Annotated in this window: 26 protein-coding genes; 13 read left to right on the top strand and 13 right to left on the bottom strand. The window is 69.2% G+C overall.

Going from position 1 to position 23,803, the window contains the following annotated elements; all coding sequences use genetic code 11:
* The first annotated feature begins 167 nt into the window (after positions 1-167).
* Positions 168-1,064, top strand: coding sequence for a hypothetical protein (locus V8688_RS05900; protein WP_342800367.1), 897 nt, complete (start codon positions 168-170; stop codon positions 1,062-1,064).
* Here the strand turns inward: V8688_RS05900 and V8688_RS05895 are convergent.
* The gene (locus V8688_RS05895) at positions 1,052-2,104 is read right to left on the bottom strand and encodes an acyl-CoA desaturase (protein WP_218720508.1); all 1,053 of its coding nucleotides are present in this window, start codon (positions 2,102-2,104) and stop codon (positions 1,052-1,054) included. The two genes, V8688_RS05900 and V8688_RS05895, sit on opposite strands and share 13 nt — an antisense overlap.
* A 195-nt stretch (positions 2,105-2,299) precedes the next feature.
* On the opposite strand from V8688_RS05895, the gene V8688_RS05890 reads away from it, so the two are divergent.
* Positions 2,300-2,623 (top strand): DUF4333 domain-containing protein, encoded by a 324-nt coding sequence (locus tag V8688_RS05890; RefSeq protein ID WP_342800354.1) that lies wholly within the window; start codon positions 2,300-2,302, stop codon positions 2,621-2,623.
* A 3-nt stretch (positions 2,624-2,626) separates the two neighbouring features.
* Here the strand turns inward: V8688_RS05890 and V8688_RS05885 are convergent, their stop codons facing one another.
* From V8688_RS05885 to V8688_RS05860, 6 genes are all read right to left on the bottom strand, one after another.
* Positions 2,627-4,237: an acyl-CoA synthetase gene (locus V8688_RS05885; RefSeq protein WP_342800353.1), complete on the bottom strand. Its 1,611-nt coding sequence runs from the start codon at positions 4,235-4,237 to the stop codon at positions 2,627-2,629.
* A gap of 25 nt (positions 4,238-4,262) precedes the next feature.
* A complete protein-coding gene (locus tag V8688_RS05880; RefSeq protein WP_342800352.1) occupies positions 4,263-5,573 on the bottom strand; it encodes a hypothetical protein in 1,311 nt (436 codons plus the stop codon).
* 5 nt (positions 5,574-5,578) lie between these two features.
* On the bottom strand, positions 5,579-6,130 hold the full coding sequence (locus V8688_RS05875) for a nuclear transport factor 2 family protein (RefSeq protein ID WP_218720504.1): 552 nt from the start codon (positions 6,128-6,130) through the stop codon (positions 5,579-5,581).
* Entirely contained in the window at positions 6,130-6,351 is a 222-nt protein-coding gene (locus V8688_RS05870; RefSeq protein ID WP_218720503.1) for a ferredoxin, read from the bottom strand. The genes V8688_RS05875 and V8688_RS05870 overlap by 1 nt, the downstream gene beginning before the upstream one ends.
* Positions 6,348-7,148 (bottom strand): SDR family oxidoreductase, encoded by an 801-nt coding sequence (locus V8688_RS05865; protein ID WP_316574940.1) that lies wholly within the window; start codon positions 7,146-7,148, stop codon positions 6,348-6,350. Before V8688_RS05865 ends, V8688_RS05870 begins: the two co-directional genes overlap by 4 nt.
* A complete protein-coding gene (locus V8688_RS05860; protein ID WP_218720501.1) occupies positions 7,148-8,353 on the bottom strand; it encodes a cytochrome P450 in 1,206 nt (401 codons plus the stop codon). The genes V8688_RS05865 and V8688_RS05860 overlap by 1 nt, the downstream gene beginning before the upstream one ends.
* Positions 8,354-8,511: 158 nt before the next feature.
* Between V8688_RS05860 and V8688_RS05855 the strand changes: the two genes are divergently transcribed.
* From V8688_RS05855 to V8688_RS05810, 10 genes are all read left to right on the top strand, one after another.
* The gene (locus V8688_RS05855) at positions 8,512-9,564 is read left to right on the top strand and encodes an ABC transporter permease (RefSeq protein ID WP_342800351.1); all 1,053 of its coding nucleotides are present in this window, start codon (positions 8,512-8,514) and stop codon (positions 9,562-9,564) included.
* Positions 9,564-10,430: an ABC transporter permease gene (locus V8688_RS05850; protein ID WP_342800350.1), complete on the top strand. Its 867-nt coding sequence runs from the start codon at positions 9,564-9,566 to the stop codon at positions 10,428-10,430. The genes V8688_RS05855 and V8688_RS05850 overlap by 1 nt, the downstream gene beginning before the upstream one ends.
* A gap of 4 nt (positions 10,431-10,434) precedes the next feature.
* Positions 10,435-11,481 (top strand): mammalian cell entry protein, encoded by a 1,047-nt coding sequence (locus V8688_RS05845; RefSeq protein WP_342800349.1) that lies wholly within the window; start codon positions 10,435-10,437, stop codon positions 11,479-11,481.
* Complete coding sequence (locus V8688_RS05840) at positions 11,481-12,479, top strand: MlaD family protein (protein ID WP_342800348.1); 999 nt, start codon at positions 11,481-11,483, stop codon at positions 12,477-12,479. The genes V8688_RS05845 and V8688_RS05840 overlap by 1 nt, the downstream gene beginning before the upstream one ends.
* An 86-nt stretch (positions 12,480-12,565) precedes the next feature.
* On the top strand, positions 12,566-13,489 hold the full coding sequence (locus tag V8688_RS05835; protein ID WP_342800347.1) for an MlaD family protein: 924 nt from the start codon (positions 12,566-12,568) through the stop codon (positions 13,487-13,489).
* Positions 13,486-14,592, top strand: coding sequence for an MlaD family protein (locus tag V8688_RS05830; RefSeq protein ID WP_342800346.1), 1,107 nt, complete (start codon positions 13,486-13,488; stop codon positions 14,590-14,592). The genes V8688_RS05835 and V8688_RS05830 overlap by 4 nt, the downstream gene beginning before the upstream one ends.
* Entirely contained in the window at positions 14,589-15,668 is a 1,080-nt protein-coding gene (locus tag V8688_RS05825; protein WP_342800345.1) for an MlaD family protein, read from the top strand. The genes V8688_RS05830 and V8688_RS05825 overlap by 4 nt, the downstream gene beginning before the upstream one ends.
* Complete coding sequence (locus tag V8688_RS05820) at positions 15,665-16,453, top strand: MlaD family protein (RefSeq protein WP_342800344.1); 789 nt, start codon at positions 15,665-15,667, stop codon at positions 16,451-16,453. The genes V8688_RS05825 and V8688_RS05820 overlap by 4 nt, the downstream gene beginning before the upstream one ends.
* A 29-nt stretch (positions 16,454-16,482) precedes the next feature.
* The gene (locus V8688_RS05815; RefSeq protein ID WP_342800343.1) at positions 16,483-16,620 is read left to right on the top strand and encodes a hypothetical protein; all 138 of its coding nucleotides are present in this window, start codon (positions 16,483-16,485) and stop codon (positions 16,618-16,620) included.
* 16 nt (positions 16,621-16,636) lie between these two features.
* Positions 16,637-17,212, top strand: a complete 576-nt coding sequence (locus tag V8688_RS05810) for a hypothetical protein (RefSeq protein ID WP_316574934.1) — start codon at positions 16,637-16,639, stop codon at positions 17,210-17,212.
* A 5-nt stretch (positions 17,213-17,217) separates the two neighbouring features.
* Here V8688_RS05810 and V8688_RS05805 read toward each other — a convergent pair whose 3' ends face one another.
* Positions 17,218-17,364, bottom strand: coding sequence for a DUF1059 domain-containing protein (locus V8688_RS05805; RefSeq protein WP_218720563.1), 147 nt, complete (start codon positions 17,362-17,364; stop codon positions 17,218-17,220).
* Positions 17,365-17,450: 86 nt separating this feature from the next.
* On the opposite strand from V8688_RS05805, the gene V8688_RS05800 reads away from it, so the two are divergent.
* Complete coding sequence (locus tag V8688_RS05800; protein WP_316574933.1) at positions 17,451-18,107, top strand: class I SAM-dependent methyltransferase; 657 nt, start codon at positions 17,451-17,453, stop codon at positions 18,105-18,107.
* A gap of 7 nt (positions 18,108-18,114) precedes the next feature.
* Here V8688_RS05800 and V8688_RS05795 read toward each other — a convergent pair whose 3' ends face one another.
* Genes V8688_RS05795 through V8688_RS05775 form a run of 5 tightly spaced genes read right to left on the bottom strand, consistent with a single transcriptional unit; the run spans position 18,115 to position 23,756 of the window.
* A complete protein-coding gene (locus V8688_RS05795) occupies positions 18,115-19,137 on the bottom strand; it encodes a prenyltransferase (protein WP_316574932.1) in 1,023 nt (340 codons plus the stop codon).
* Positions 19,134-19,856, bottom strand: a complete 723-nt coding sequence (locus V8688_RS05790; protein WP_218720493.1) for a methyltransferase domain-containing protein — start codon at positions 19,854-19,856, stop codon at positions 19,134-19,136. Before V8688_RS05790 ends, V8688_RS05795 begins: the two co-directional genes overlap by 4 nt.
* A complete protein-coding gene (locus V8688_RS05785) occupies positions 19,850-21,106 on the bottom strand; it encodes a glycosyltransferase family 4 protein (protein WP_342800342.1) in 1,257 nt (418 codons plus the stop codon). The genes V8688_RS05790 and V8688_RS05785 overlap by 7 nt, the downstream gene beginning before the upstream one ends.
* Positions 21,106-22,362: a cytochrome P450 gene (locus V8688_RS05780; protein ID WP_342800341.1), complete on the bottom strand. Its 1,257-nt coding sequence runs from the start codon at positions 22,360-22,362 to the stop codon at positions 21,106-21,108. The genes V8688_RS05785 and V8688_RS05780 overlap by 1 nt, the downstream gene beginning before the upstream one ends.
* A gap of 41 nt (positions 22,363-22,403) precedes the next feature.
* Positions 22,404-23,756 carry a cytochrome P450 gene (locus V8688_RS05775; RefSeq protein WP_218720490.1) on the bottom strand — a complete coding sequence of 451 codons (1,353 nt, stop codon included), beginning with the start codon at positions 23,754-23,756 and terminating at the stop codon, positions 22,404-22,406.
* Between the last annotated feature and the right edge of the window lie 47 nt (positions 23,757-23,803).

The following is a 23,803-nucleotide window of genomic DNA, read 5'->3' as shown; positions in this document are numbered from 1 at the left end:
GACGAGTCGAGTTTCGCCGCGATCGCCCGCGACCTCACAGTATGCGGACGCCGCGGTCCTCGTCGGCTGAGGTAACGGGGCTTGACACGGTCGCGGCCACGGCTTTGACTGACTTGGAAGCTGGTTTCACCTTGTTCGACACTGTCTGAGGGGTAGAAATGCGCGCCATGGTGTGGGTGGGTCCGGGGTGCGGGCGGTCGACTGTCCGGCACGGGTTCCTCCTGATGGCGGCCCTGATCGGTGCCTGTCTGCTCGCCGTGACGGGCACCCAGACGGTATTCGGACAACCGGTGGCGAACGGTGACGGCACCGGCTTCTCGCTGCCCTACTCCGGCGCCCCCGCCTATGAATACGTGGCACCACCGCAGATGACGAGCGCGGATCAGCTCAACCAGCCGCTCGGTCAGGAGCGGGCCGATACGATCGCCGGTCGGATCGGTCTCGGGCGGGGTGACGCGCTGACCGAACAGCAGTATCTCGATCTCACGTCCGGGGGTGGCGTCGGCGGGAACCTCGACGCGGCGGGGGTGATCGTCGCCTGCGTCGAGATCCTCACCAACACGGTGGGCCGACCCGTCTACTCCGAGATCGACGGGCGGCCGGTGTCCTCGGTGTTGGGCAGCTACGGGCTGTATGTGAACCCCAGTGGCTTGCTCGAGAGCCCGGCCAACGCCGACGCACCGACCAGGCAGGTGAACACGCTCATCGCGCCCGGCGGGTTCGTCGGCAATTGGCTGCGGGACAACGGTGCGGTCCACACCCTGGTCGCGCTCTATCGGTCGGCCTATACGGTGCAGGCCGCGTATGGATTCGTGGCACAGCAGATGTCGGGCGCGGCCCAGCTGGTGACCACTACCAAGGGCGGGGTCAGCGCCGAGGTCGGGATGTCGATGGCCCCACCGCTGTGGATCGTGAACTTCGCCCTGATCTACGTCCTGAACCCTGTCCTGGCGGCCGGGATGCCGGCCTACTGGGCGCCGATTCCGCCGCAGGTGGCCGCGGCGATCAAGGCGAGCCCCACCGGCCAGGTACCGTTCAGCGACTACGCGGGCTACTTCGGCTGACCGCGCAGGGGTGCGCCGACCCGGTGCAGGTGCGTGAGCGCCTCGCGGTACGAGGAGATCAGCCCGGTCTCGTGGTACGGAACGCCGATTTCCGCGCAGTAGTCGCGGACGATCACCTGGGCGTGGCGCAAGTTCGGCGTCGGCATGCTGGGGAACAAGTGGTGCTCGATCTGATAGTTGAGCCCGCCGAGCGCGAGATCGGTCACCGCGCCACCGCGCACGTTGCGGGAGGTCAGGACCTGGCGGCGGAGGAAGTCGGGGCGGTTCTCACCGGTCAGGGTCGGCATGCCCTTGTGGTTGGGGGCGAAGATGCAGCCCATGTACAGGCCGAAAAGGCCCTGGTGGACCGCGATGAAGGCGATCGCCTTGTCGGCGGGCAGCACCGCGAAGACCGCGGCCGTGTAGACGGCGAAGTGGCCCACCAGTAGCGCGCCCTCCAGTCCGCGGTGTTTCATCGATCGATTTCCGAGCGCACGGACACCGGCCAGATGAAGATTCAACCCCTCCAGCAGCAGGAGCGGAAAGAACAGGAATGCCTGCGCCCTGCCGAGTAGGCGAGGCAGACCGCGACTGGACCGCGCTTGCTGTTGTGACCAGACCAGAATGTCGGGCGCGACGTCCGGATCGAGTTCTTCGTGGTTGGGATTGGCGTGATGGCGGGTGTGCTTGTCCTGCCACCACCCGTAGCCCAAGCCGATGCCTGCGTTGCCGACGATGCGCCCGACCAGCTCCGTCGGCTGCCTGAGCCGGAAGACCTGCCGGTGGGCGACATCGTGCATGACGAGCGCGACCTGCGCGAACGTCACGGCGAGGGCGACGGCGACCAGCAGGGTCCACCACGAATCACCGACGAGGACGAAGGCCGCCCAGCTCGCCACGAACGCGGTCGCGACGAGGCCGAGCCGGACGGCGTAGTAGCCCGGGCGCCGGTTCATCAGCCCGGCGTCGGAGATCCGGCGCAGCAGCCGGGCGTAGTCACCATCGGCGCCGCGCCGTGGTGTCGGTGGAGCGGAAGCGGGGACCAGGGAGGGCGTCGTCATGATTCCGAAGCTATCGGCGGAAATCTCGCCCTTCGTAATCCTGCGGTATGACATCGAATAGGACTGCGGAGTGATCTTTCGACGCCCGCGCAGCGCACGATTCGACAACGGCGGCCCCGGATTTCCGCCCGGACGGGAAATCCGGGAGTAACTTTACAGCTAATCTTTCTTCCCTCGGCAACAGTGAGGTTCGACATGAGGACAATCCGCACTATTCCCGCCGTCCTCGCGGCCTTGCTGTCGGTGGCAGCGGTGTCGGCCGGATGTTCGGTCTCGGTCGGCACCGCCACCGTCGACAAGGAGGCAGTGGCCGAGCAGATCAGCACCCAACTCCAGGCCCAGGTGGGGGAGACGCCGGACGAGGTCACCTGTCCTGAGGATCTGAAGGCGGAGCAGGGTGCCACGATGACGTGCACCCTCACCGAACAGGGCGCCACCTACGACGTGAAGGTCACGGTCACCTCGGTGGAGGGCGACAACACGAAGTTCGACATCGAGGTGGCCGACGCACCCAATTAGGGCTCAGTCGGCCGCGTGATCGGCCGCGCGCCCGGCGACGTACTCGGTGGCCCAGCGGTAGTCGGGTTTGCCGCTGGGGGAGCGGGAGATGGTGTCGACCACCCAGATCCGTTTGGGCACCTTGTATCCCGCGAGGTGGGTGCGGATGTGGGCGCGCAGTGCGTCGAAATCCACGGTCGCGTCGGGGCCGGTGGCGATCACGGCGGCGACCTGCTGGCCCCACCGTTCGTGCGGGACCCCGACGATGACCGCGTCGTAGACCGCGTCGTGAGCTTTCACGACGGCCTCGACCTCCTCCGGGAACACCTTCTCGCCACCGGTGTTGATCACCATGTTGCCGCGCCCGATCAGGGTGATCGAGCCGTCCGTCTCGGCGCGGGCCCGGTCGTCGGTGACCACGACGCGTGCGCCGTCGACCGTCTTGAACAGCCGCGCGGTGCGTTCGGGGTCCTTGTAGTAGCCGAGCGGCACCGCGCCGGTCTTGGCCAGCCAGCCCTCCTCACCCGGCGCGACCGGTCGCCCGTCCGCGTCGACCACCACCGCGCCGCGACCGGTCTGGACCCGGGGACCGCGGGCGGGGTTGTCGTCCTTCTGTGCGAAACCGATTCCGCCGAAACCAGTTTCGGAGGATCCGATCGAGTCCGAGACCATCGTCGAGGGGAACTTCTCCAGCAGCGCGTTCTTCACCGGCTGCGACAGCAGCGCCGCGCCGGAGGCGATGACCAGCAGCGAGGACGCGTCCACCGGGGCGGTGTCGAAGGCGTCGATGAGCGGACGTGCCATGGCGTCGCCGGTGATCACCATGACGTGCGGGTGGTGGGTGCCGACGGCCCGCCACACCGCGTCCGGGTCGAAACGCGGCTCGAACAGCACCGCGTTGCCCGACCACAGGGCGGTGAAGGTCGGCATCATCGCCGCGGCGTGGATCAGCGGGGGAAGGACGAACCAGATGGCAGGCACCCCGTGCGCGCCGGTCGCGGACTGCTGGTACTCGTCGCGCACCGGCTCGCCGGTGTAGAAGTCCACGCCTCCGCCCAGCACCCGCCACATGTCCTCCTGCCGCCACATGACGCCCTTGGGCAGGCCGGTCGTGCCGCCGGTGTACATCATGAACAGGTCGTCGCCGGTGCGATGCACACTGGGACGGAACGGTTTTCCGGTCTCGACCAGCGTCTCGTACGCGAGGACGCCGGAGCCGGCAGCGCCGGACACCCGGTCGTCGTCGACACAGATCGACTGCCGCACCGACGGTGTGCGAGACAGCGCCGCGCCCACGGCCTCGCCGTAGCTCGCGTGATACACCAGCACGTCGAGGTCGGCGTTGCCATAGACGTAGGCCAGCTCGGCAGGCCCGTACCGGTAGTTGATGTTGATCGGGACGGCGCCCAGTTTGAAGCAGGCGATCAACGTCTCCATGGTCTCGATGCTGTTGTGCATCTGGAACCCGACGTGCGTGCCGCGGCGCACCCCCGTGCTGGTCAGCTGGTCGGCCAAGCGGTTGGCCCGGATGTCGAGCTCGCGGTAGGTCAGCGAGCGATCGCCCTGGATCAGCGCGACCCGATCGGGCATGGCGTCGGCGGAGTGCTCGAACAGGTCCGCGAAGTTGTTGGCCATCTCAGTCCATCTCTGTGCGGTCCGCTCACACGACGGTGAGCGGCAGGGGTTTCCCGCGGTCGGTGAAGGCGAAGCTCGCGCCGGTGCTGAAACGGGTCACGGCCACCTCCGAGGCTTCCCGGAACGGCTGTTCGGCCAACGTGATCTCGGCGGTCCAGCCGTGTTCGTCGATCGCGCCGACTCGCGCGGCGAACCGGGGGTTCACGCCACGGACCAGGGCATCGAGCGGGCGCAAGTCCGCCGGGATCAGCAGGGCGGGCCACGCGCCGTCGTTGGTCGCCGGGCTCACCGCCGGAAAGCGCACGCGCACACCGGAGCTCGTGACCGTGCTGTCGATTCCGGTGTAGCTCAGCGGATTCAGCGCGGGATGGATCCGGAGCACCAGGGCGAGTGCGTCGGCGTCGTCACCGAGTGACAGGCAGCGGCGGAGGCGCTCCGAGGTGAGTCCGGCGATCCCGGCGAACTGTTTGCGCGCGATGTCGGCCGCGACCGCCGGCTCGGCGCGTTCCCGGAGGGCGACCAGGAAGCCGAGCGTGAGCAGATGGTGCTGCAGGCTGATCTCGTCGGCCAGCCGGCGCAGGGCCGACCGGGAGAAGTCGCCGAAGCGCAGATCACTCAGCAGTGGTCCGTCGTAGTCGCCCATGCCCTTCTCGCCCGGGTCGATCGGGGCCAGCACGAGCCCCGCCGCCTCGGAGTTCGCCACGAGGGCGGCGTTGCGTGGGGCGGGGGGCGGAACATGGGACCCATCGATGACGACGGTCCACGCGCACACCGGGGTGCGGTCGGCGGGCACACGGGGTGGTCGGTGCACGGGCCGCACCTGGGCGTGCGGGTTGGTGGCCAGCGCCGTCGCGTCGAAGGTGGGGTCCTCGATGTCGTGGCACATCGCGACCACGAATTCCTCGCCCATCGGTTCGACATCGGCCAGCGCCCCGCAGTGGTCGAGCCAGAACTCCCCGTGATCGTGGTCGTCGACCCGGAAGCGGAAGTCCATGAACTGGGGCGGTGCGCCGATGTCGAGTTGCAGGCCCTTGAAGATCGTCTCGACGCCGTCGCCGGTGATGCCGAGCGCGCGCCGGATGCGCCGGGTGTAGACGGGACTGGCCAACTGCCACTCCTCGATCGCGACCTCGGTCATCCCGGNGCGCCGGATGCGCCGGGTGTAGACGGGACTGGCCAACTGCCACTCCTCGATCGCGACCTCGGTCATCCCGGCGCGCCCGAAGGCGGCGATCGTGTGCGCCATGCCGGATCGGTCGATGAGATGACCGCTCAGCAGCAGTTCGGGAACCAGCACCGCCAGCTGGTCCCTGGACAGTGCGTCGTATCCGCTCACCGGCGTCACCACAGGGAGGCGGGCGATTCGCCGATGCGGTACCAGCCCGGCAGCGGCTCCTTCGACACCGAGCGCTCGATCCGCTTCTGCATCCCGGGTGAGAGCGCCCGATCGGTGATCATGTCGAGGAACATCGCCGAGACATTGCCGAAGTCGAAGAAGTCGCGCTGCCACGACCACTGGAAGTCGCCGCCGTAGCGGAACCAGCTGCCGCCGATTCCTTCGGGGGAGTAGTGGCGGCCGTCGGCGCGCGTGCCCTCGTTGATCTGCTTCCAGAATCCGATGACGGTGCCGCTGCGATCGTCGACGACGAACTCCTGGTACGGATAGGTCCAGCCCTCGAGCCCCGCCATCTCCTGGCCGAGAGCCAGTTCGCGGATCTCCGCGCGCCCTACCGCCATGAATTCCTGTGTGGGGCCGTAGTTCCAGCCGTAGGTCGCGTCGATGGTGTACATCTCGGCGAGGGGCTTCCAATCGCCCTTCTCCTCGCACCGCTGGTTCTCCACGACCCAGCGCCGCACCATCTCGTCGAGTTCGGCGCGCTCGAAACCTGCCATCAGTCCGTGCCTTTCGGTGGGGAGTCGGCATCGTCGGCGATCGACAATGCTCGGGTGGGACACCAGCGGATCGCGGCCTGGACGGCACCGTGTTCCGACGGGGCGGGCGTGGGATCGGTGATCTGGACCGTGCCGTGCTTGGGCACGGTGAAGATCGTGGGCGCCTCGTCCTGGCACACGCCGTGCCCTTGGCACAGGTCCGCGTCGACCACGATCCTCATGACGCGCTCCCGCCCTCGGGCAGCGGCCGCAACGGCGCTTCCGGTTGCACCTCGACCAGCACCATGTGGGCGCCGCGTGGCACCGAGATCACCGTGGCGACGGCGTCGGCCAGATGTTCGGGCCGCAGCATGTACGGATGCCGGGCGAAGCCCCAGTCCTTCCAGTCCTGCAGCAGCGGGCCGACGACCTCCGGCGTCGAATCCATGCCCATGCCGGTCAGTGTCGGGCCGGGGCGTACCAGTGACGCCCGGATCCCGCTGCCCTCCAGCTCCATGCGCAGCTGCTCGACCATCGCCTCGAGCCCGTTCTTGGCGGCGCTGTAGGCGCCGCTGCGTGGCCGGGGGTTGTCCGCGCAATCGGAGCTGATCACCACGAGATCGCCGCGGCGCCGGGTCGTCATCCCGGGGAGCACCCGGTGGATCAGGCGATGCGCGCCGACCAGGTGCACCTGCACCTGCCGCAGGAACCGTTCCGGGTCCATCTCGCCGACGAGCGCGAATTCGATGTCGCCCGCGCCGGAGACGAGGATTTCGGTCGGTCCGAGGGCGTCCTCGGCGGCGGTGACGAACGCGTCCACGGACGCGGGATCGGTGACGTCGAGGTGATGGGCGAAGGCCTCGCCACCGTCGGCGCGGATCTTGGCGGCGAGGTCCTCACACCGCTGCACGCGGCGCGCGCCGAGGGCGACCGGGTGGCCGAGAGCGGCCAGGGCAACGGCCGTCGCGGCACCGATGCCGGACGACGCGCCCGCGACCAGGGCCGGCCTGCGTTCGGGGTTGGGTTCGAATCGGGGCACTAGCGGACCTCTACTGTGATGGGGAGTTTGGCGAAGCCACGGACATTGGTCGAATGCACGCGTTCGATGCCCCGCGGGTCGATCCGGTAGGCCGCCACCCGCCGCACGAACTCGCCGAGCACGACGCTCGCCTCGAGCCGGGCCAGATGCGCGCCGAGGCAGAAGTGCACGCCCGCACCGAAACTCGCGAGGGTGCCGCCGCCGCTGCGGTCGATCCGGTAGGTGTCGCCGTCGTCGAACGCCGCCGGATCCCGATTGGCCGCGCCGATCAGCAACAGCACCTTCGCCCCGGCCGGGATGGTGCCGCCGTGGTAGTCGAGGTCGACCGCCGCGGTACGGGCGACGAGCTGACTCGAGGTGTCGTAGCGCAGCGTCTCCTCGACCCAGTCCGCGACCAGGTCGGGATCGGCGGCGACCTTGGCGTACTCCACGGGATCGACCCCCGCCCAGTAGAGGGCGTTGCCGAGAAGCTTGGTGGTGGTCTCGTTTCCGGCGACCACCATCAGGAACATGAACCCGATGATCTCGTCGTCGGTGAGGGTGTCGTCGTCGATCTCGGCGTCGAGCAATGCCGAGGTGAGGTCGTCGCGGGGGTCGGCCCGGCGCTGGGCGACCATGTCGGCGTAGTACCCGAACAGCCGGATCGAGGCGTCGATCGCGTCGGCGGGCACATCGAGAACACCTTCCTCGCGGTGCACCACCAGATCGGCCAGCCGCCGGATCTCGGCGCGGTCCGGCTCCGGCACCCCCATGAGTTCGGAGATGACGTCCATCGGCAGCTTGCCCGCGACGTCGTCGATCCAGTCGAAGCGCCCCCGCGCGAGGGCGGGTTCGAGGTGCTCGAGGGTGATCTGGCGGATCCGGTCTTCCATCTCGGCGACCCGCTTCGGGGTGAATCCCTTGTAGACCAGCCTGCGCATACGCATGTGCCGGGGATCGTCCATCGCCAGAAACGACATCACCCGATGCGCGTGTGGTCCCCACGCCGCCGGGTCGAGCGAAACTCCGTTGGCGCTGGAGAGCCGATTGTTGTCGCGAAATGCCGCGAGGACATCGGAATGCCGCGACAGCGCCCAGAAATCGAGATCCGGGTTGTGATAAAGCGGCGCCTCGGTGCGCAGCCGGTGATACGTGGGATACGGATCCTCGTGGAATCGATAGTCGTACGGATCGAAATACACGGGCTCCACAGCGGCGCTGGTCATCGCGAACACCCCGGTTCCGATCGGATGTCTCCGACAGCGTCGGGTTGGTCGAGACCCGAAGGAGACAGGTAGCTGGACATGTGTCTGGACGGTATCACCGACGCGCACCGGGCACAACGCTTTCGCGGACGATCGCGACGACGACGTGCCCGGTTCGCTTGGCGAGAGTCACCTCAAAGATGCTGGTAATCAACATTTTCGGACCGCATGGTCGGGCCCGATCCGGGCCTGGGAAGGCTCGGCGGGGAGCTGGTCAGGAATCTGGAACAGTGTCTGGAATGTGGTCTAGATCATATGGTACGGTCACCCGCATGGCACGCGTAGACGGCGAAGTCGCACCGGCCGGCGGCGGTGCGGTGGGGGTCGGTGGCCTGGAATTGCCGGAGCCGAAACAGGCCGGTGCCGCACAGATCCTGCGCCGGAATTTCTCGGTCACCGTCCTATCCAGCGTGGCCACCCTCGGCCGGGCCCTGCGCATCGGCGCGAGTGCCGTGTCGCTCGGCATCGTGGACGCGGTTCGATGGCGATTCCAGATCCACGAAACACTCGCCCAGGCGTGGTTTCTCATCCGGGTCACCGCGGTGCCGAGTATTTTGATGGCCATTCCGTTCGGCGTCATCGTTTCCGCGCAAGTCGGCAATATCGTGTCCGAACTCGGCGCCGATTCGATGATCGGCGCGGCGGGCGGGCTCGGTGTCATCAAACAGGGCGCGCCGATGGCCACCGCGATGTTGCTGGGCGGAGCGGGGGCGGCCGCGATCGCCGCCGACCTGGGCGCGCGGACCATCCGCGAGGAGGTCGACGCGCTGCGGGTCATGGGCGTCGACCCGGTGCGACGCCTGGTCGTCCCGCGGATCGCGGCGATGATGCTGGTGGCGCCGCTGCTCAACATCCTGATCATCGTCGTCGGCGTTGCGTCCGGGTTCGTGGTCGCGGTGTCGGCGCTGAACGTGACACCGGGCAGCTACTGGTCGTCGTTCGGAGCCTTCACGACGCCGATCGACCTGTGGGTCTCGTTGGTCAAGGCGCTGCTCTTCGGATTCCTGGTCGTGGTCATCGCCTGCCAGCGCGGGCTGGAGGCTACCGGCGGGCCGCGGGGTGTGGCCGACGGGGTCAATGCGGCGGTGGTGATGTCGATCGCGGCGGTTGTCGTCCTGAACACCGTGATCACCCAGGTGGTCACGCTGTTCTTCCCGGTCAGGATGGCGTGATGACGGCGGCTCCGTACTATCCCGTCGGGCTGCGCTGGGTGGGGCGGCTGCGGCGTGCCCGCGTGCACCCGCTCGCCCCGATCGACTCGCTCGGGTTCGTCCTCGGATTCGTTTGGCAGGTCGTGTCTTCGGTGCCCTACACCCTGCTGCGTTACCGCCGCCAGACGGTAGCGACGGTGACCGACATGACCTGGGGCCGCGGCTCGGTGATCATCGGTGGCGGGGTGGTGCCGCTGATGCTGCTGCTCGGTGCGGCCATGGGTGCCTCCATCGGCATCGAGGCCTTCAGCGCGCTGAATCTGCTGTCGCTGGGTCAGCTCAGCGGCCTGATCTCGGCCTTCGGCGTGACCCGCGAACTCGCGCCCATCGCGGCCGGTATCGGCTTCGCGGCCCAGGCCGGGTGCCGGATGACCGCCGAGATCGGGTCCATGCGCATCTCCGAGGAGATCGACGCGCTCGAATCGCTCGGTATCCGGTCGATGCCCTTCGTCGTGACCACCCGGGTGATCGCCGGGATCATTGCCGTGGCACCGGCGTTCGTGGTCGCGCTGATCCTGAGCTACGCCTCCTGCGCGCTGATCGTCACCACGATCCACGGCACCCCCTCGGGGACCTACGACCACTACTTCGACCAATTCGTGGTGGGCTGGGACGTCGTCGCCGCGACCGTGAAGGTGATGGTGTTCGCGGTGGCTGTCGTCCTGATCCACTGCTACCAGGGCTATTTCGCCACCGGCGGTCCGGAGGGTGTCGGCATCGGCTCCGGTCGGGCGATCCGCGCCAGCCTGGTGGCGATCATCGCCCTCGACATGGTCGCCACGATCGTGCTGTGGGGATTCCAGTCTCCCGTGACCTTCACCGGGTGATGCCATGCCTGCCTACGCCTTGCCGGGAACCGAGGTCGGACCTCGCCGTGCCCGCGCTCTCGGTGCGGTCGCCGTCATCGTCGCGTTGCTCGCTCTGCTCGCGTGGCGGGTACTGCCCGAGGACCGGCCCGACGGGGAGATCCGGGTCGAGTTGCTGGTCGAGCAGGTAGGTGCCGGTGTCGGTCCTGGGACCGAGGTCCGGCTCGACGGCGTGCGGGTCGGGTCGGTCGGGACGATCGACTCGGCGGGCCGGGGGATACAGCGAATCAGCCTGATGCTGAACGGCTCTCAGCTGTTCGGGCTGACGAACACGCTGAGTGTGGACTATGCCCCGGGCAATCTCTTCGGCATCAGCGCCCTCGAACTCCACTCCGGCGCCGGCGGTGTCGCCCTGACCGAGGGGTCGACCGTCGACCTGACCGTCGGCGCCGCCGACCGGGTGCGCGACGCCACCCTCTCGGCCCTGCTGACCTCCACCGGCGCGCTCACCGACGAGGTGCTGACGCCCCGGCTCGCCGATCTGCTCGCCACGATCTCCCGCGACCTCGCTGCCTTCGGTCCCCTCCTCGAAGCCATCGGCGCGACCGCGCGCTCGTTCGCCGAAACCCAGCGGCTGCCACCGTCGATGCTGTTCGACCAGTTCGGGTCGGCGCTGTCCGGTCTCCCACCGATGCTGACCGGTAGCCTGACCCTGCTCTACGCCGACTACACCAACGAATACCTGAGCACCCCTGAACATCTCGCGAAGTTCGGCCGGATGTTCTCCGATATCCAGTACCAGCTGTTGCCGACCGTCACCGCGTTGCTCGGTACCTCGCGGCACTACTTCGGCGGCCTGCTACCCATGACGAGCCTCGTCCTCGATCAGCTGTCCGGCTCGATCAGCGCGCCGGAACGGTCCGGGCGGCAGCTGAGCGAACTGCTCGAGCGGCTGGACTCCGCCTTCGTCGACACCCCGCAGGGCCCCGTGTTGCGCGCCGCCGTCGACCTCGACGTGGTGCCGGGGCTGGCCGGGCCGCTGGCCGCCCTGCTGCCTGAGGGTGGTCGCTGATGAGCACCCGGTCCCTGCTCCTGCGGGTGCTCTCGGCGACGGCCGCGATGGCCCTCGTGCTCGTCGGTGTGCTGCGGGTGATCGAACGCCCGGTCGACGGCGAAACCTATACCTACCCAGCGCTGTTCACCGATGCGACCGGCCTGCGCCGCGGCGACGACGTGCGCCTGCACGGCGTGCAGATCGGCAAGGTGGGTGAGGTCGAACTCGACGGCGCGCTGGCGCGGGTGCGTTTCACGGTGGTCCGGGACCGCGCGCCGGCCACCGGCACCACGATCGCGATCCGCTACCAGAATCTCACCGGATTCCGGTACCTGGAGCTCCGGCCGCCCGACTCACCCGGCCGTCCGCGCGACCCGGCCGCGGTCTTCGGGACCGCGGAGACGGTGCCCGACTTCGACATCACCCGACTGTTCAAGGGTTTGCAACCCGTCCTGGCGCAGCTGTCGCCCGAGGACCTGAACCGGTTCGCGACCAGCATTCTCGCCGTGATCCAGGGCGACGGCTCGGGCATCGGCCCAGCGCTGGGCGCCATCGACACGCTGAGCCGCTACGCCTCCGATCGGCAGGCCGTCCTGTCGACACTGGCCGCCAATCTCGCGCAGGTCGCCGATCACCTGGGCGGAAAGTCGGGCAACGCGATGCGGCTGCTGACCAATCTGACCAACCTCTTCGTCACCATCACCGAGAAGCTGCCCGGACTGGTCGATTTCGCCGCGGGAATCCCGGTGGTGCTCCAGCCGCTGCGCAGCATGCTCACCGTGCTCGGCGTCACCGGAGAACGCGACCGCGATCTCGACGCCGCCCTCCAGCGCGCGTTCGCCGACCCGGCCGACGCGGTGGCCGCGTTCGAGAACCTGCCCGGGCTGATCCAGGCCATGGCGCAGGCCGTTCCGGCGACCGGGCCCGACCTGGTCTGCACCCACGGTGCGACCGAGGCACCGGAACCGCTGCGCGTACTGCTGACCGGACAGGGAGTCGTGCTGTGTCATCGATAGTGTCGCGCGGGCACCGTGTTCGGCGGTGGGCTCGTGACCCGCAGGCCGCGGATCTGCGGTGGGGGATCGCGGGACTCTGCGCGGCCGTGCTCCTGCTGATCGCGATCGGCGCGGTGTATGTCACCGGAACCTCGCCCGAGCGGACCTATGCGGCCGAGCTCGCCCAGGCGGGTTCGGTCCGGCCGGGCGACGATGTGCGCCTGGCCGGCATCCCGGTCGGCAAGGTCAGGTCGCTGACGCTGCTCACCGACCGGGTCCGGATGGAGTTCACCGTCCGCGCGGACGCCTTCCTCGGCGACCAGACGACCCTCGACATCCGGATGCTGACCTTCGTCGGCGGCTATTACGTCGCCGTCCTGCCCGCCGGAACCCGGCCGCTCGGGGCGGCCGCCATCCCCCGGGAGCGAGTCATCGTGCCCTACAACCTGACCCAGGCCTTCCAGGATGCGATCCGGCCCGTCCGCCGGATCGACGGCGGCCTCGTCCGGCGGGATCTCGCGGCACTGTCGACCGCGATCGAACAGAGTCCGGAGGCCGTGCGCGCGGCGGTGCGCGCGGCCGGCGACGTGGTCGAGATCCTCGACGAACAGAATGCCGACATCTCCCGCACCCTGGCCATCGCCGACGAGTATCTGTCCGCGCTCGACACGAATGCCGGGGTGCTGGCGCGGCTGCTGATCACCTTGGGCACGCTCGAGCAGATCATCCAGACCAACAAGGTGCAGGTGGCGCAATCCCTGCGCGATCTCGCCGTGGTGTTGCACGACGTGACGCCGCTGGGGCGGGCGTGGGACGCCTCGCTGAAGCAGCGCGTCCAACCGCTGGCGGACGCGATTCCCCCGCTCGAGCAGCTCGGCGCCCGGCTCGGCGCGCTGCTGGATGCCGTGCGCGCGCTCCAGCACCGGCTGGCACCGCTGCTGCCCGCGGGCGGCGGGATCACCATCGACCAGTCCACGGCCACCCTTCCGGTTCCCGCGCTGTGCATTCCGCTGCCAGGAGGCGCGTGTTGACGAAGTCGATCCTGGGGTCACGGGGGCTGATGTCGGCCGCGGTCGTGGTCGTCGTGGTGCTGGCGGGGGCGCTCGGTCTGCGGCTGAGCACACCGCATCCGCCGATGCGCGCCTACTGCGCCGACCTGCCCGACAGCATCGGGCTCTACGAGGGCAGCGCGGTGACCGTCCTTGGCGTGCCCGTCGGTCGCGTCACCGGGATCAGCGTCGTCGGCGTGTCGGCGCGGGTCGAGTTCACCGTGCGCGCCGATCGCACACTCCCGGCCGACGTGGGGGCGGTGACGGTCAGCGACACCCTGATCGCCGATCGGCGGCTCGCCCTCATCGGCGACGAACCGGCCGGACCCGGCCTGGCCTCGGGCGGCGCGTGCATCACGAAAACCCTGACACCCAAGAGCCTCTCGCAGACCTTCGACGCCCTGGCCGGCCTCGCCGATCAACTCAACGGTTCGGGTGATCCCGCCCAACGCACCGCTGTCGGCGCCGGACTCGACGCGCTCGATCGCGCCACCACCGGCACGGGCGACCAGCTCAACGACCTGATCCTCGCGCTGAGCCGGGCGCTGTCGGCACCGGACGCGGCCATCGGGCACCTCGGACAGCTGCTCGACGCCCTCAGCGCGCTCGCCCAGCGGGCACGCCACGGCTGGGCGCAGGTGGAGACCACGGTGTCGGGGCTGCCGCAAACCTTCGACGACATCGTCACCATCGCGTTCCCACCGATCATCCAGATCGTCGACACGCTGGCCGAGCTCTTGCCCCAGCTCAACGACGTCGTCATGATGTTCGGTTCGCCCGCGCTGCGCGCGCTGGACTCCGTCCCCGAGCTGTCGCGCATGATCGCGGCGGGTGTCTCCTCGCTCGCCGAGGTGATCGCGCGGACTCCCGTGCTGGCCGGCGGATTCGCCGGTGCGGTCGATCCGGTGAGCGGACAGCTGACCATCGGCTACGCGCCACCGAAACTCGCACCGGCCCCGCCGGACTCGGCGCGGATCTGCGCGGCGGTGCAGGCCGTCACCGGGCAGGGTTGTCAGACCTCGGCCGAGGGTGTGGTGACGATTCCGGCACTGCCGGTCCTACTCGCGGGGGTGAGTACACGATGACACGCATCCGGCGCCGGGCCCTCGGCGTTCTGTTGGTCGCGGGAATGACGCTGGCGGGCAGCGGATGTGGCTTTCAGCCCGCCGACCTGCCGGTGCCCGGCACCGGCGTCGGCGGCCCGACCTATCGCCTGCGGATCGAGTTCGCCGACGTGCTGAATCTGCCGCAGGGCGCCGAGGTGATCGCGGCGGGCGTGCGGGTGGGCAGGCTGACGGGGGTCGCCCTGGTCGACCCGGTGGCCGCCACCCCGGAGATGGCGGCGCGGCCGGGGTACGCGGTGGCCGATGTCGAGATCCGGCAGTCGGTCCGGCTGCCGGTGGGCACGACCGCCGTGCTGCGCCAGGAGACACCGCTCGGCGACGTCCATATCGCGCTGGGCGAGCCGGGCGGCGACACCGCGGGCACGCTGACCGACGGCGCGACCATCCCCCTGGCCGACACCACTCAGGCCCCACCGATCGAGGACATCCTGGCCGGTCTGTCGACGTTCCTCGGCAGCGGCGCGGTCACCGACTTCCAGAGCATCCTGCGCACCGCGAACGGGCTGCTGCCCGAGGATCCGCGCGACACCGCCCGGATCGCCGGGGTGCTCGGCGCCGACCTGTCGGATCTGGGCGCGCACCTCGACTCGGTCGACGCCCTGCTCGACGGGATGGAAGCGACGGTCGAGGACGGCCTGCGACAGAACCTGCCGATGCTCGGCGAACTGCTCACCCCCTACGGCGTCGACCACACCACCGACGCCGTCAACGCCCAGATCGGCGTCATCTTCGTGCTCACCGCGCTCGGCCCGGTCGCGCCGAGCGCGCAGTGGCTCGGCCCGCTGCTGTCCTCGCTCGACGACACCACCCGGGCCGTGGTGCCCGTGCTGTTCGGCGGCAGCCCCCTCGACACCGCGTCGCCGTCGAACATGCAGACCCTCATCGATCTGATCAATACCGAGCTCGTGCCGTTCGCGACCCGCGGCCCGAAGGTGGACCTGGTCGACGTCGGCGTCACCGGGGCGCCCGGCCTCACCTCGGGCGATCGCACCGGCCGCATCGTCGACACCCTGCGGATGATCGGGGCGGTGCGATGAATCTGCGTGCGGTGGTATCACTGTCGGCTATCGCGGCGGTGCTTATCCTCGGCGTCGCCTACATGTCGTTCGGCGTGCTCGGCTTCGACCCGCGACGGGACTTCCTCACCGCCGAGATGACCCTCGACAGCGCGGGCGGGTTGGTGCCGAACGCGCCGGTGCTGCTCGCGGGCGTTCGAGTGGGCCGGGTCGAAGCGGTGCGCAAGCAGGCCAGTGGTGTGCGGGTGGCGTTGCGGATCGACAGCAGCCGGCGGATTCCGCTGTCGAGCACGGTCCGGATCGAGCAGTTGTCGGCGCTCGGGGAGCCCTATCTGGTATTCGCGCCGGACTCCGGTGCCGGGCCGTATCTCGAGGACGGACAGGTGATCCCGACCGATCGGATCCACCTGCCGATGACCGTCACCGCCCTGTCCGCGAAGCTGGTCGACCTGCTCGCACAGATTCGGCCCGAAGTGATCGCGCGCCTGGTGGACACCTTCGACCGCGCGCTCGCGGGCACCGACGCGGCGCGGCAGACGCTGCACCGATCCTCGAATCTGCTCGCCGCGACACTGCTCAGCCGCACCGACGCGATCCGGGGGCTGTTCGCCGACATCCAGGCTCTCGGCGGCGACATGGCCTGGCTGGGACCGTCGTTGGGCGCCGCGGGCCCGAAGTTCGGCGAGTTCGGCGTCACCCTGAGCGCGATCGTCGAATCGGGCTCGGCGCTCGTGGAAAGCCGTCCGCTGGACGACTACGTCACCGGGACGGGCTCGTCCCGTTCCTGGCCCGTCTCACGGAGCTGATCACCGAGATCGGGCCGAGCATCGAACCCTTGGGTCAGGTGCTCGACCCGGTGGTGACCGACGCCGTGCACCGCGCCCCCGCGATCGACGTCAGCACCCTGATCGACCAGGCCCTGCAGAGTGTGGGCCCCGACGGCACGGTGCACTTCCGCATCGCCGTCAAATAGCGACGAAGGACAGCGCATGAGCACAGCGACAGCGGAACCCACCACCACCGACAGCGGTCGGCAGGCGCCGCGGACGGTATCGCTGCGGCTGTCCAGCATCCTGGTGGCCGTCGCGATCGGCGGACTCACCGTCGCGACGATCACCTTCGCCGTGCTGTACTTCTCGGCCCGGTCCACGCTCGCCGACCGCGACGCCCGCGCGGCCGACGAGCGGCACGCCGAGCGCATCGCGATCGACTACGGTGTCGGCGCGTCGACGATCGACTACCGCGACGTCACGGCGTGGTTCGGCCGGTTGCGCGCGGGCACCGCGCCGCAGCTGACGGCGAAGTTCGACGCCACCGCACCGCAGCTCGAACAGATCCTGCTGCCGCTGCAATGGACCTCCACCGCGACTCCGCTCTCGGCGACGGTCGTCTCGGAGTCCGGGGGGATCTACAAGGTCAACGCCTATTTCACGGTCGTCTCCACGAGCGCCCAGAATCCCGGTGGCGCGGCCGCCACCGTCACCTACTCGCTGACCATCGACCGCAACGCGGGCTGGACGATCACCGAAGTGGGCGGGTTGCAGAACAGCTTGCCGAAGAAGTAGCGCGGTCAGTAGGCGATGAAGAGGATCTCGTCGCGCGTGTAGTCGTGGTCGGGATGATTTTCGGCCAGATGCGCCTGCGTCCGGGCGACCAGGTCGTCCTCGTTGTCGGCGTTGATCTGGGTACCGCAGGGGCAGTTGAGGCGAGTCTTCATCACGGTTTCTCCTGTGCCGGTCACCGCCCGGCGATCTGCTGGACAGTAGTCCGGAGTCTATTCCAATCGCTGTGTTAGCGTGAGTCATGGGACCCGTAGACGAGCTCTCCGCCGAGGCCGGTGCGCTGTTCGCGCTCGCCGAGCAGGCCACCGGATTCATGCCGGCGGACGAAGGGCGCGCGCTGTACACCGCCGCCCGCGACTACGCGGGCACGGGAACCATTCTCGAAATCGGCACCTACTGTGGCAAGTCGGCGGTCTATCTCGGCGCCGCGGCACGCGAGACCGGCGCGACCGTCTTCACCGTCGATCATCATCGGGGCTCGGAGGAGCACCAGCCGGGCTGGGAGTATCACGACACCGGTTTGGTCGACCCCGAGACGGGCGTCTTCGATACCGTGACGGCCTTCCGGCGCACCATGATTCGGGCCGGCCTGACCGACACCGTCATAGCGATCATCGGATCCTCCGCCGCGGCCGCCCGCATCTGGCGGACCCCGCTCAGCATGCTCTTCATCGACGGCGGCCACACCGAGGAAGCCGCCCAGCGCGATTACGACAACTGGGTGCACTGGGTCGCGGGCGGTGGACTGCTGGCGATCCACGACGTCTTCCCCGACCCCGCCGACGGTGGGCAGGCCCCGTTCGGTATCTACCGCCGGGCCCTCGACAGCGGCAAGTTCCGCGAGCTCTCGGTGACCGGCTCGCTGCGCATCCTCCAGCGGATCGCCGCCTGCGGCTGAGCTCGCCTCAGCAGTCGACGGCGTCGCGGAAGAGGCCGTTGGCGGCGGTGGTGCGGCTCAGGGCGTCGGCGGCGAGCACGACGGCGGCCGCGGTCCAGGTGGTGCGTTCCTCCGGCCAGCGCTTACCGTCGGTGAACACCAGACCGGTCCAGTAGGACCCGTCGAGATCACGCAGGTGCTGCATCGCGGTGAACAGCGTGGCGGCGGTGGCGGTGTCGCCGTCGGCGTCGAGGGCGAGGACCAGTTCGCAGGTCTCCGCACCGGTCACCCACGGCGCGTCGGCGACGCAGCGGATGCCGAGGTCGGCGACCACGAATTCGTCCCAGTGCCGCGCGATCCGGGCCCGGGCGGCCGGACCGCGCAGCGCGCCACCGAGAATCGGGTAGTACCAATCCATCGAGTAGCGGCTCTTGTCCAGGAAGACTTCCGGATGGTCGCGCAGGGCTCGGCCGAGCCTGCGGCGCGCGCGGACCCAGTCCGGGCGGGGATCACCCAGACGCTCGGCGAGGGTCACCGCACAGCCCAGGCTGTGATAGATGCTCGAGCACCCGGTCAGCAGTGCCTCGCCGGAGGTGCCCGATTCGTTTGCCGACCAATGGATCTCGCCGTGGGCGCCCTGCTGCAGACCGAGCACGAAGTCGATGCCCGCTCGGACCGTCGGCCACAGCTCGGCGGCGAAGCCCGCGTCACCGGTGACGGTCAGCGCGTGCAGGACACCGGTGGCGAGATAGGCACAGAAGTTGGCGTCGGCATCGTGGTTCTCGACGACCCCACCGCGCGTCTGCATCGGCCACGACCCGTCCGTGCGCTGGGTCTTGGCCGACCAGATGTAGGCCTCGCGGGCCTGGTCCCACAATCCGGCCACGGTCAGCGCCATCGCGGATTCGACGTGGTCCCACGGATCGGTGTGACCGCCGGTGAACCAGGGGATCGCCCCGTCGGGTTCCTGTGCGGCGGCGATGGTCTCGGCGGTGCGCCGCAGCTCGCGCGCCGAGACGACGCCCGCGACGGCCGGCAGGACCGCCGTCATCGCCGCACCGCCGGCTTCGTGAAATAGAGGGCGACGGACTTGCCGACGAGCGGGTTCAGTAGGCGTTCGGCCGTGCGGGTCAGCGTGGGCGCCGACATCATGTCCCACACCAGCAGGCGGTGATACGCGCGCACCAGCGGATTGTCGTCGTCGCGCACGCCCACCGCGCATTTGAGCCACCAGTAGGGCGAATGCAGCGCGTGCGCGAATTCCCGGTGGACACAGCGCAGTCCGTGCGCGGTGACCTTGTCGCGGAGCTCGTCGGCTCGGTAGATCCGCACGTGGCCGCCCTCGTTGGCGTGATACTCGTCCGAGAGCGCCCAGCAGAGGCGTTCCGGCAGCCAGCGCGGCACCGTGACCGCCAGCGCGCCACCGGGTGTGACGATGCGGGCGAGCTCGGCGATCGCCCGATCGTCGGCCGGGACGTGCTCGAGGATCTCCGAGGCGATGACCACGTCGAATTCGCCGTCGCCGTAAGGCAGGTCGAGCGCGTCACCACGCACGGTCTCGGCCTTGGCGTACTCGGGTGCCTCGCCCGCCGCGGCCATGGCCTCGAACATGGCGTCCACCTGCGCCAGATCCTGCGCGTTCTGGTCGAAGGCCACGACGTCGGCGCCCCGGCGGTAGGCCTGGAACGCGTGCCGTCCCGCTCCGCAGCCGACATCGATCACCCGGGAACCGGGTCCGACGCCCAAGCGGTCGAAGTCGACGGTCAGCATGGATCCTCCTGCGAATGCCCGAAATCGGGGGAGTGGAAGCGGTCGATCGCGCGCTCGTAGACCGCGACGGTCTGCGCGGCGACGGCGGCCCAGCTGAACAGGTCGACGGCACGCCGACGACCCCGCTCGCCCATCCGCCGCCGACGTGCCGGATCGGCGAGCAGTTCGCCCAGGACCCGGGTCAGCGCATCGATGTCGCCGGGCGTGATCAATTCCGCGCAGTCGCCGACCACCTCGGGCAGCGCACCGGCCCGGCTGGCGACCAAGGGCGTGCCGCTGGCCATGGCCTCGACCGCAGGCAGCGAGAACCCCTCGTACATCGAGGGAATGCAGGCGATCTCGGCCGTGGCGAGCACTGCGGCGAGTCGGTCGTCGCTGAGTCCGCTGACCGGGGTGACGATATCGGCGAGACCGAGTTCGGCGATGAGTTTCTCGGTGGGCCCGTTCGGCTCCAGCTTGGCGACCAACCGCAGCTCGACCTCGTGGTGATGGCGCAGCCGCGCCAGCGCGTGCAGCAGGTGCGCGATGCCCTTGAGCGGCTTGTCGGCGCTGGCGACCGCCACGATCCGGCCACGGACTCGGGGCGTCTCGCGCGGCCGGAACAGCGCGGTGTCCACGCCGAGGGGGACCGTGCGCAGCTGTGCCGGGACGACGCCGAAGTCGGCGGCGATATCGGCGGCCGACGATTCCGACACCGTGATCAGGTCCGGAATCCGGCGGGCCACCCGCTGCTGCATGCCGAGGAATCCGTACCAGCGCCGGACGAACGGGCGCCGCCGCCACGGCGCCGCGGCCAGATCCACCGCGCGATCACGGGTGATCGGATGATGGATCGTCGCCACCAGCGGCCGCAGGCGGGCGATGTCGAGCAGTCCGTACCCGAGGCACTGATTGTCGTGCACGACATCGAAGTCCGCTGCGCGGGTCGCCAGCAGCCGGGCGGCGCGCAGGCTGAAGGTGCGCGGTTCCGGGAACCCGGCCGTCCACATGGTGGCGAGTTCGAGCACGTCGATCCGGTCGCGGATCTCGCGCGGGTGCGGCGTGCGGAAGGGATCGTCGTCACGGTAGAGGTCCAGGCTCGGTACCTCGGTCAGCCGGACCCGGGGGTCGAGGTCTTCCGGATAGGGCTGACCGGAGAACACCTCGACCTGATGCCCCAGCTCGACGAGCCCCTGGCTGAGATATCGGACATAGACCCCCTGGCCGCCGCAGTGGGCCTTGCTCCGGTAGGACAGCAACGCGATCCGCATCAGCGCACCCCGGTCCCGTAGTCGACCTGCCAGTGTTTGATGCCGTTGATCCACCCCGACCGCAGCCGCTGCGGCTCGGCGACCTGGGTCAGTTTCGGCATCACCTCGCCGATCGCCCCGAAGACGAGATCGATCTCGAGCCGGGCCAGATTCGCCCCGACGCAGAAGTGGGCGCCGGTGCCGCCGAAGCCCAGATGCGGGTTGGGGTCGCGCAGGATGTCGAAGGTGAACGGCGAGGCGAAGGCGTCCTCGTCGAAATTGGCCGAGCTGTAGAACAATCCGACCCGGTCACCGGCCCGGATGCGCTGCCCGCCGAGCTCGGTGTCGGCGGTGGCGGTGCGCTGGAACACCGTCACCGGTGTCGCCCACCGGACGATCTCGTCGGGCGCGGTGGCCGGGCGGCGCGCCCGGTAGAGCTCCCACTGATCGGGGTGGTCGACGAAGGCCTTCATACCGTGGGTGATGGCGTTGCGGGTGGTCTCGTTGCCTGCCACCGCGAGCAGGATGACGAAGAATCCGAACTCGTCGGAGCCGAGCGCCTCACCGTCGAGGTCGGCGTGCACGAGCTTGCTCACGATGTCCTCACGCGGGTCGGCCCGGCGCTGCTCGGCCAGGTCCCAGGCGTAGCCGAGGATGCCCGTCGCGGCGGCGGAGGAGGCGTCGGTGGTGGTGGCGTCACCGTATTCCGGGTCGTCGTAGTTGAGCATCTGATTCGACCAGTCGAACAGCTTGCGGCGGTCCTCCTGGGGCACCCCGACGAGTTCCGCGATGGCCTGCAGCGGTAGTTCACACGCCACCTGCTCGACGAAGTCACCGCCACCGGTCTTCGCGGCCTCGTGCACGATGGCGGCCGCCCGCTCGGCCAGTGCCGCGCGCAACCCCTCGACCGCGCGCGGGGTGAACCCCTTGGCGATGATGCGCCGGATCTTGGTGTGCTTGGGCGGGTCCATGTTCAGCAGCAGCGCGCCGGTCAGCTCGATCTGCTCGGGCGTCACCTCGCCGGGCAGCCGGATGACCGAACCCTTGCGCTGCGACGAGAACAGGTCGGGATTGCGCGAGATCTCCTTGATGTCCTCATGTTTGGTGACGACCCAGTAGCCGCCGTCGCGGAACCCGCCCGACTGCGCGTCGGTCTGCGCGTTCCACCACACGGGCGCGGTCCGGCGTAGTTCGGCGAATTCCTCGACGGGGTTACGGTGTTGCCAGAGAGCTGGATCGGTGAAATCGAATCCGATGGGTAGCGACGGTGCTGACACGGTTCCTCCTGGATGCCGACAGCGGTGTGGGCCCGGGGCGGTCAGCGATGCCGGCGACGGTAGCGGACGCGACAGGGCTGTTGCAGCTGAACGACCATCTTCGAATGGTCGTTGCGATAGGTCGACGACGGCTGGGCCAGTTCGAACTCCCAGTCCCGCAGCAGGATCGAGAAGATCGCCTTGAGCTGCATGAGCGCGAACGGCGCCCCGACACAGCGGTGCCTGCCCGCGCCGAAGGGGATCCAGGTCCAGCGGTTGACGATGTCGTCCTGGCGCGGATCGAGGTAGCGGCCGGGATCGAAGGCGTCCGGGTCGGGGAAGTCCTCCGGGATCCGGTTGGAGACCGCGGGGGTGGCGGCGACCATGTCGCCCGGTGCGATCCGGTGCCCGCACACCTCGAACTCGCCGCGGGCCACACGCATGAGCACGATCAGCGGCGGGTGCAGGCGCAGGGCCTCCTTGAGCGCGGCCTCCAGCCGCGGGATCCGGCGCAGCGCATGGTGACTGACCTCCGCGCCGTCGGCGAACAGCTCGTCGAGCTCGGTGACCACCGCGCGCAGTGTCTCGGGATGGCGCAGCAGTTCGATGATGGTCCAGGCCGCGGTGCCGGAGGTGGTGTGGTGGCCGGCGAACATCATCGAGATGAAGATGCCGGTGATCTCGGTCGCCGGGAACCTCGGGGCACCGTCCTCGTCGGTGACGGACATGAGAACGTCGAGCATGTCGCGGTCGCCCTTGCCCGCGGGCGGATTCTCCGCGCGCTGATCCATGATCGCCTGCACCAGCTCGACCAGGGCGGCCCTGGCGGCGTCGCGCCGGGCGAAACTCTCGATCGGCGCGTACGGATCGACGTAGGCCAGCGCGTCGGTGCCCTGCTCGAGCTCGTGATAGAGGTGCGCGAAGCGCGCGTCGAGCTGGTCGCGGAACTTCGGTCCGATCAGGCACGCCGAGGAGGTGTAGATGGTGAGCTCGGCGAAGAATTCGAGCAGGTCGATCTCGCCCTCGTCGTCCCAGCTCGCGATCATCCGGTCGACCTCGCGGGCGATGGTGCCGGCGTGACCGCGCATGTGGTCGGCCCGCAGCGCCTGGTTGTGCAGCATCTCCTTGCGCCGCTCCGGTGGCGCGTCGAAGACGACGCCCTCCCCGAAGATCGGCTTCATGAACGGATAGGCCGCGCCCTGATCGAGGTCGTCGTCGGCGGCCCGGAAGAAGAACTCGTTGGCTTCGGCACCGGAGAGCAGCACGACGTTGCGTCCCGCGAGATCGAAGGTCCCGACATCGCCGCATTCGGCGCGGACGCGGCGCATCAGCGCGATCGGATCGGTACGGAATTCGGTGAGGTGTCCGTGGCCGTCGTCGCCTCCGGACACACGGCGCGGTATGGCCGGCGTCATGGGGAATCCTTCCCGGAATACTGTCCAGACATCAGATGGACATGTGT

This window comes from Nocardia sp. No.11 (assembly GCF_038752175.1).
Lineage (GTDB): Bacteria > Actinomycetota > Actinomycetes > Mycobacteriales > Mycobacteriaceae > Nocardia > Nocardia canadensis.
This window is presented reverse-complemented; position numbering and strand designations above follow the sequence as displayed.

Bases quoted from the DNA above. Each gene is read 5' to 3' on its own strand.
- V8688_RS05840 (WP_342800348.1), top strand. From the start codon at position 11,481: ATGAGCACCCGGTCCCTGCTCCTGCGGGTGCTCTCGGCGACGGCCGCG.
- V8688_RS05775 (WP_218720490.1), bottom strand. From the start codon at position 23,756: ATGACGCCGGCCATACCGCGCCGTGTGTCCGGAGGCGACGACGGCCAC.
- V8688_RS05810 (WP_316574934.1), top strand. From the start codon at position 16,637: ATGAGCACAGCGACAGCGGAACCCACCACCACCGACAGCGGTCGGCAG.
- V8688_RS05885 (WP_342800353.1), bottom strand. From the start codon at position 4,237: ATGGCCAACAACTTCGCGGACCTGTTCGAGCACTCCGCCGACGCCATG.
- V8688_RS05820 (WP_342800344.1), top strand. From the start codon at position 15,665: ATGAATCTGCGTGCGGTGGTATCACTGTCGGCTATCGCGGCGGTGCTT.
- V8688_RS05900 (WP_342800367.1), top strand. From the start codon at position 168: ATGGTGTGGGTGGGTCCGGGGTGCGGGCGGTCGACTGTCCGGCACGGG.
- V8688_RS05800 (WP_316574933.1), top strand. From the start codon at position 17,451: ATGGGACCCGTAGACGAGCTCTCCGCCGAGGCCGGTGCGCTGTTCGCG.
- V8688_RS05890 (WP_342800354.1), top strand. From the start codon at position 2,300: ATGAGGACAATCCGCACTATTCCCGCCGTCCTCGCGGCCTTGCTGTCG.
- V8688_RS05825 (WP_342800345.1), top strand. From the start codon at position 14,589: ATGACACGCATCCGGCGCCGGGCCCTCGGCGTTCTGTTGGTCGCGGGA.
- V8688_RS05845 (WP_342800349.1), top strand. From the start codon at position 10,435: ATGCCTGCCTACGCCTTGCCGGGAACCGAGGTCGGACCTCGCCGTGCC.
- V8688_RS05850 (WP_342800350.1), top strand. From the start codon at position 9,564: ATGACGGCGGCTCCGTACTATCCCGTCGGGCTGCGCTGGGTGGGGCGG.
- V8688_RS05870 (WP_218720503.1), bottom strand. From the start codon at position 6,351: ATGAGGATCGTGGTCGACGCGGACCTGTGCCAAGGGCACGGCGTGTGC.
- V8688_RS05795 (WP_316574932.1), bottom strand. From the start codon at position 19,137: ATGACGGCGGTCCTGCCGGCCGTCGCGGGCGTCGTCTCGGCGCGCGAG.
- V8688_RS05790 (WP_218720493.1), bottom strand. From the start codon at position 19,856: ATGCTGACCGTCGACTTCGACCGCTTGGGCGTCGGACCCGGTTCCCGG.
- V8688_RS05895 (WP_218720508.1), bottom strand. From the start codon at position 2,104: ATGACGACGCCCTCCCTGGTCCCCGCTTCCGCTCCACCGACACCACGG.
- V8688_RS05805 (WP_218720563.1), bottom strand. From the start codon at position 17,364: ATGAAGACTCGCCTCAACTGCCCCTGCGGTACCCAGATCAACGCCGAC.
- V8688_RS05860 (WP_218720501.1), bottom strand. From the start codon at position 8,353: ATGACCAGCGCCGCTGTGGAGCCCGTGTATTTCGATCCGTACGACTAT.
- V8688_RS05785 (WP_342800342.1), bottom strand. From the start codon at position 21,106: ATGCGGATCGCGTTGCTGTCCTACCGGAGCAAGGCCCACTGCGGCGGC.
- V8688_RS05875 (WP_218720504.1), bottom strand. From the start codon at position 6,130: ATGGCAGGTTTCGAGCGCGCCGAACTCGACGAGATGGTGCGGCGCTGG.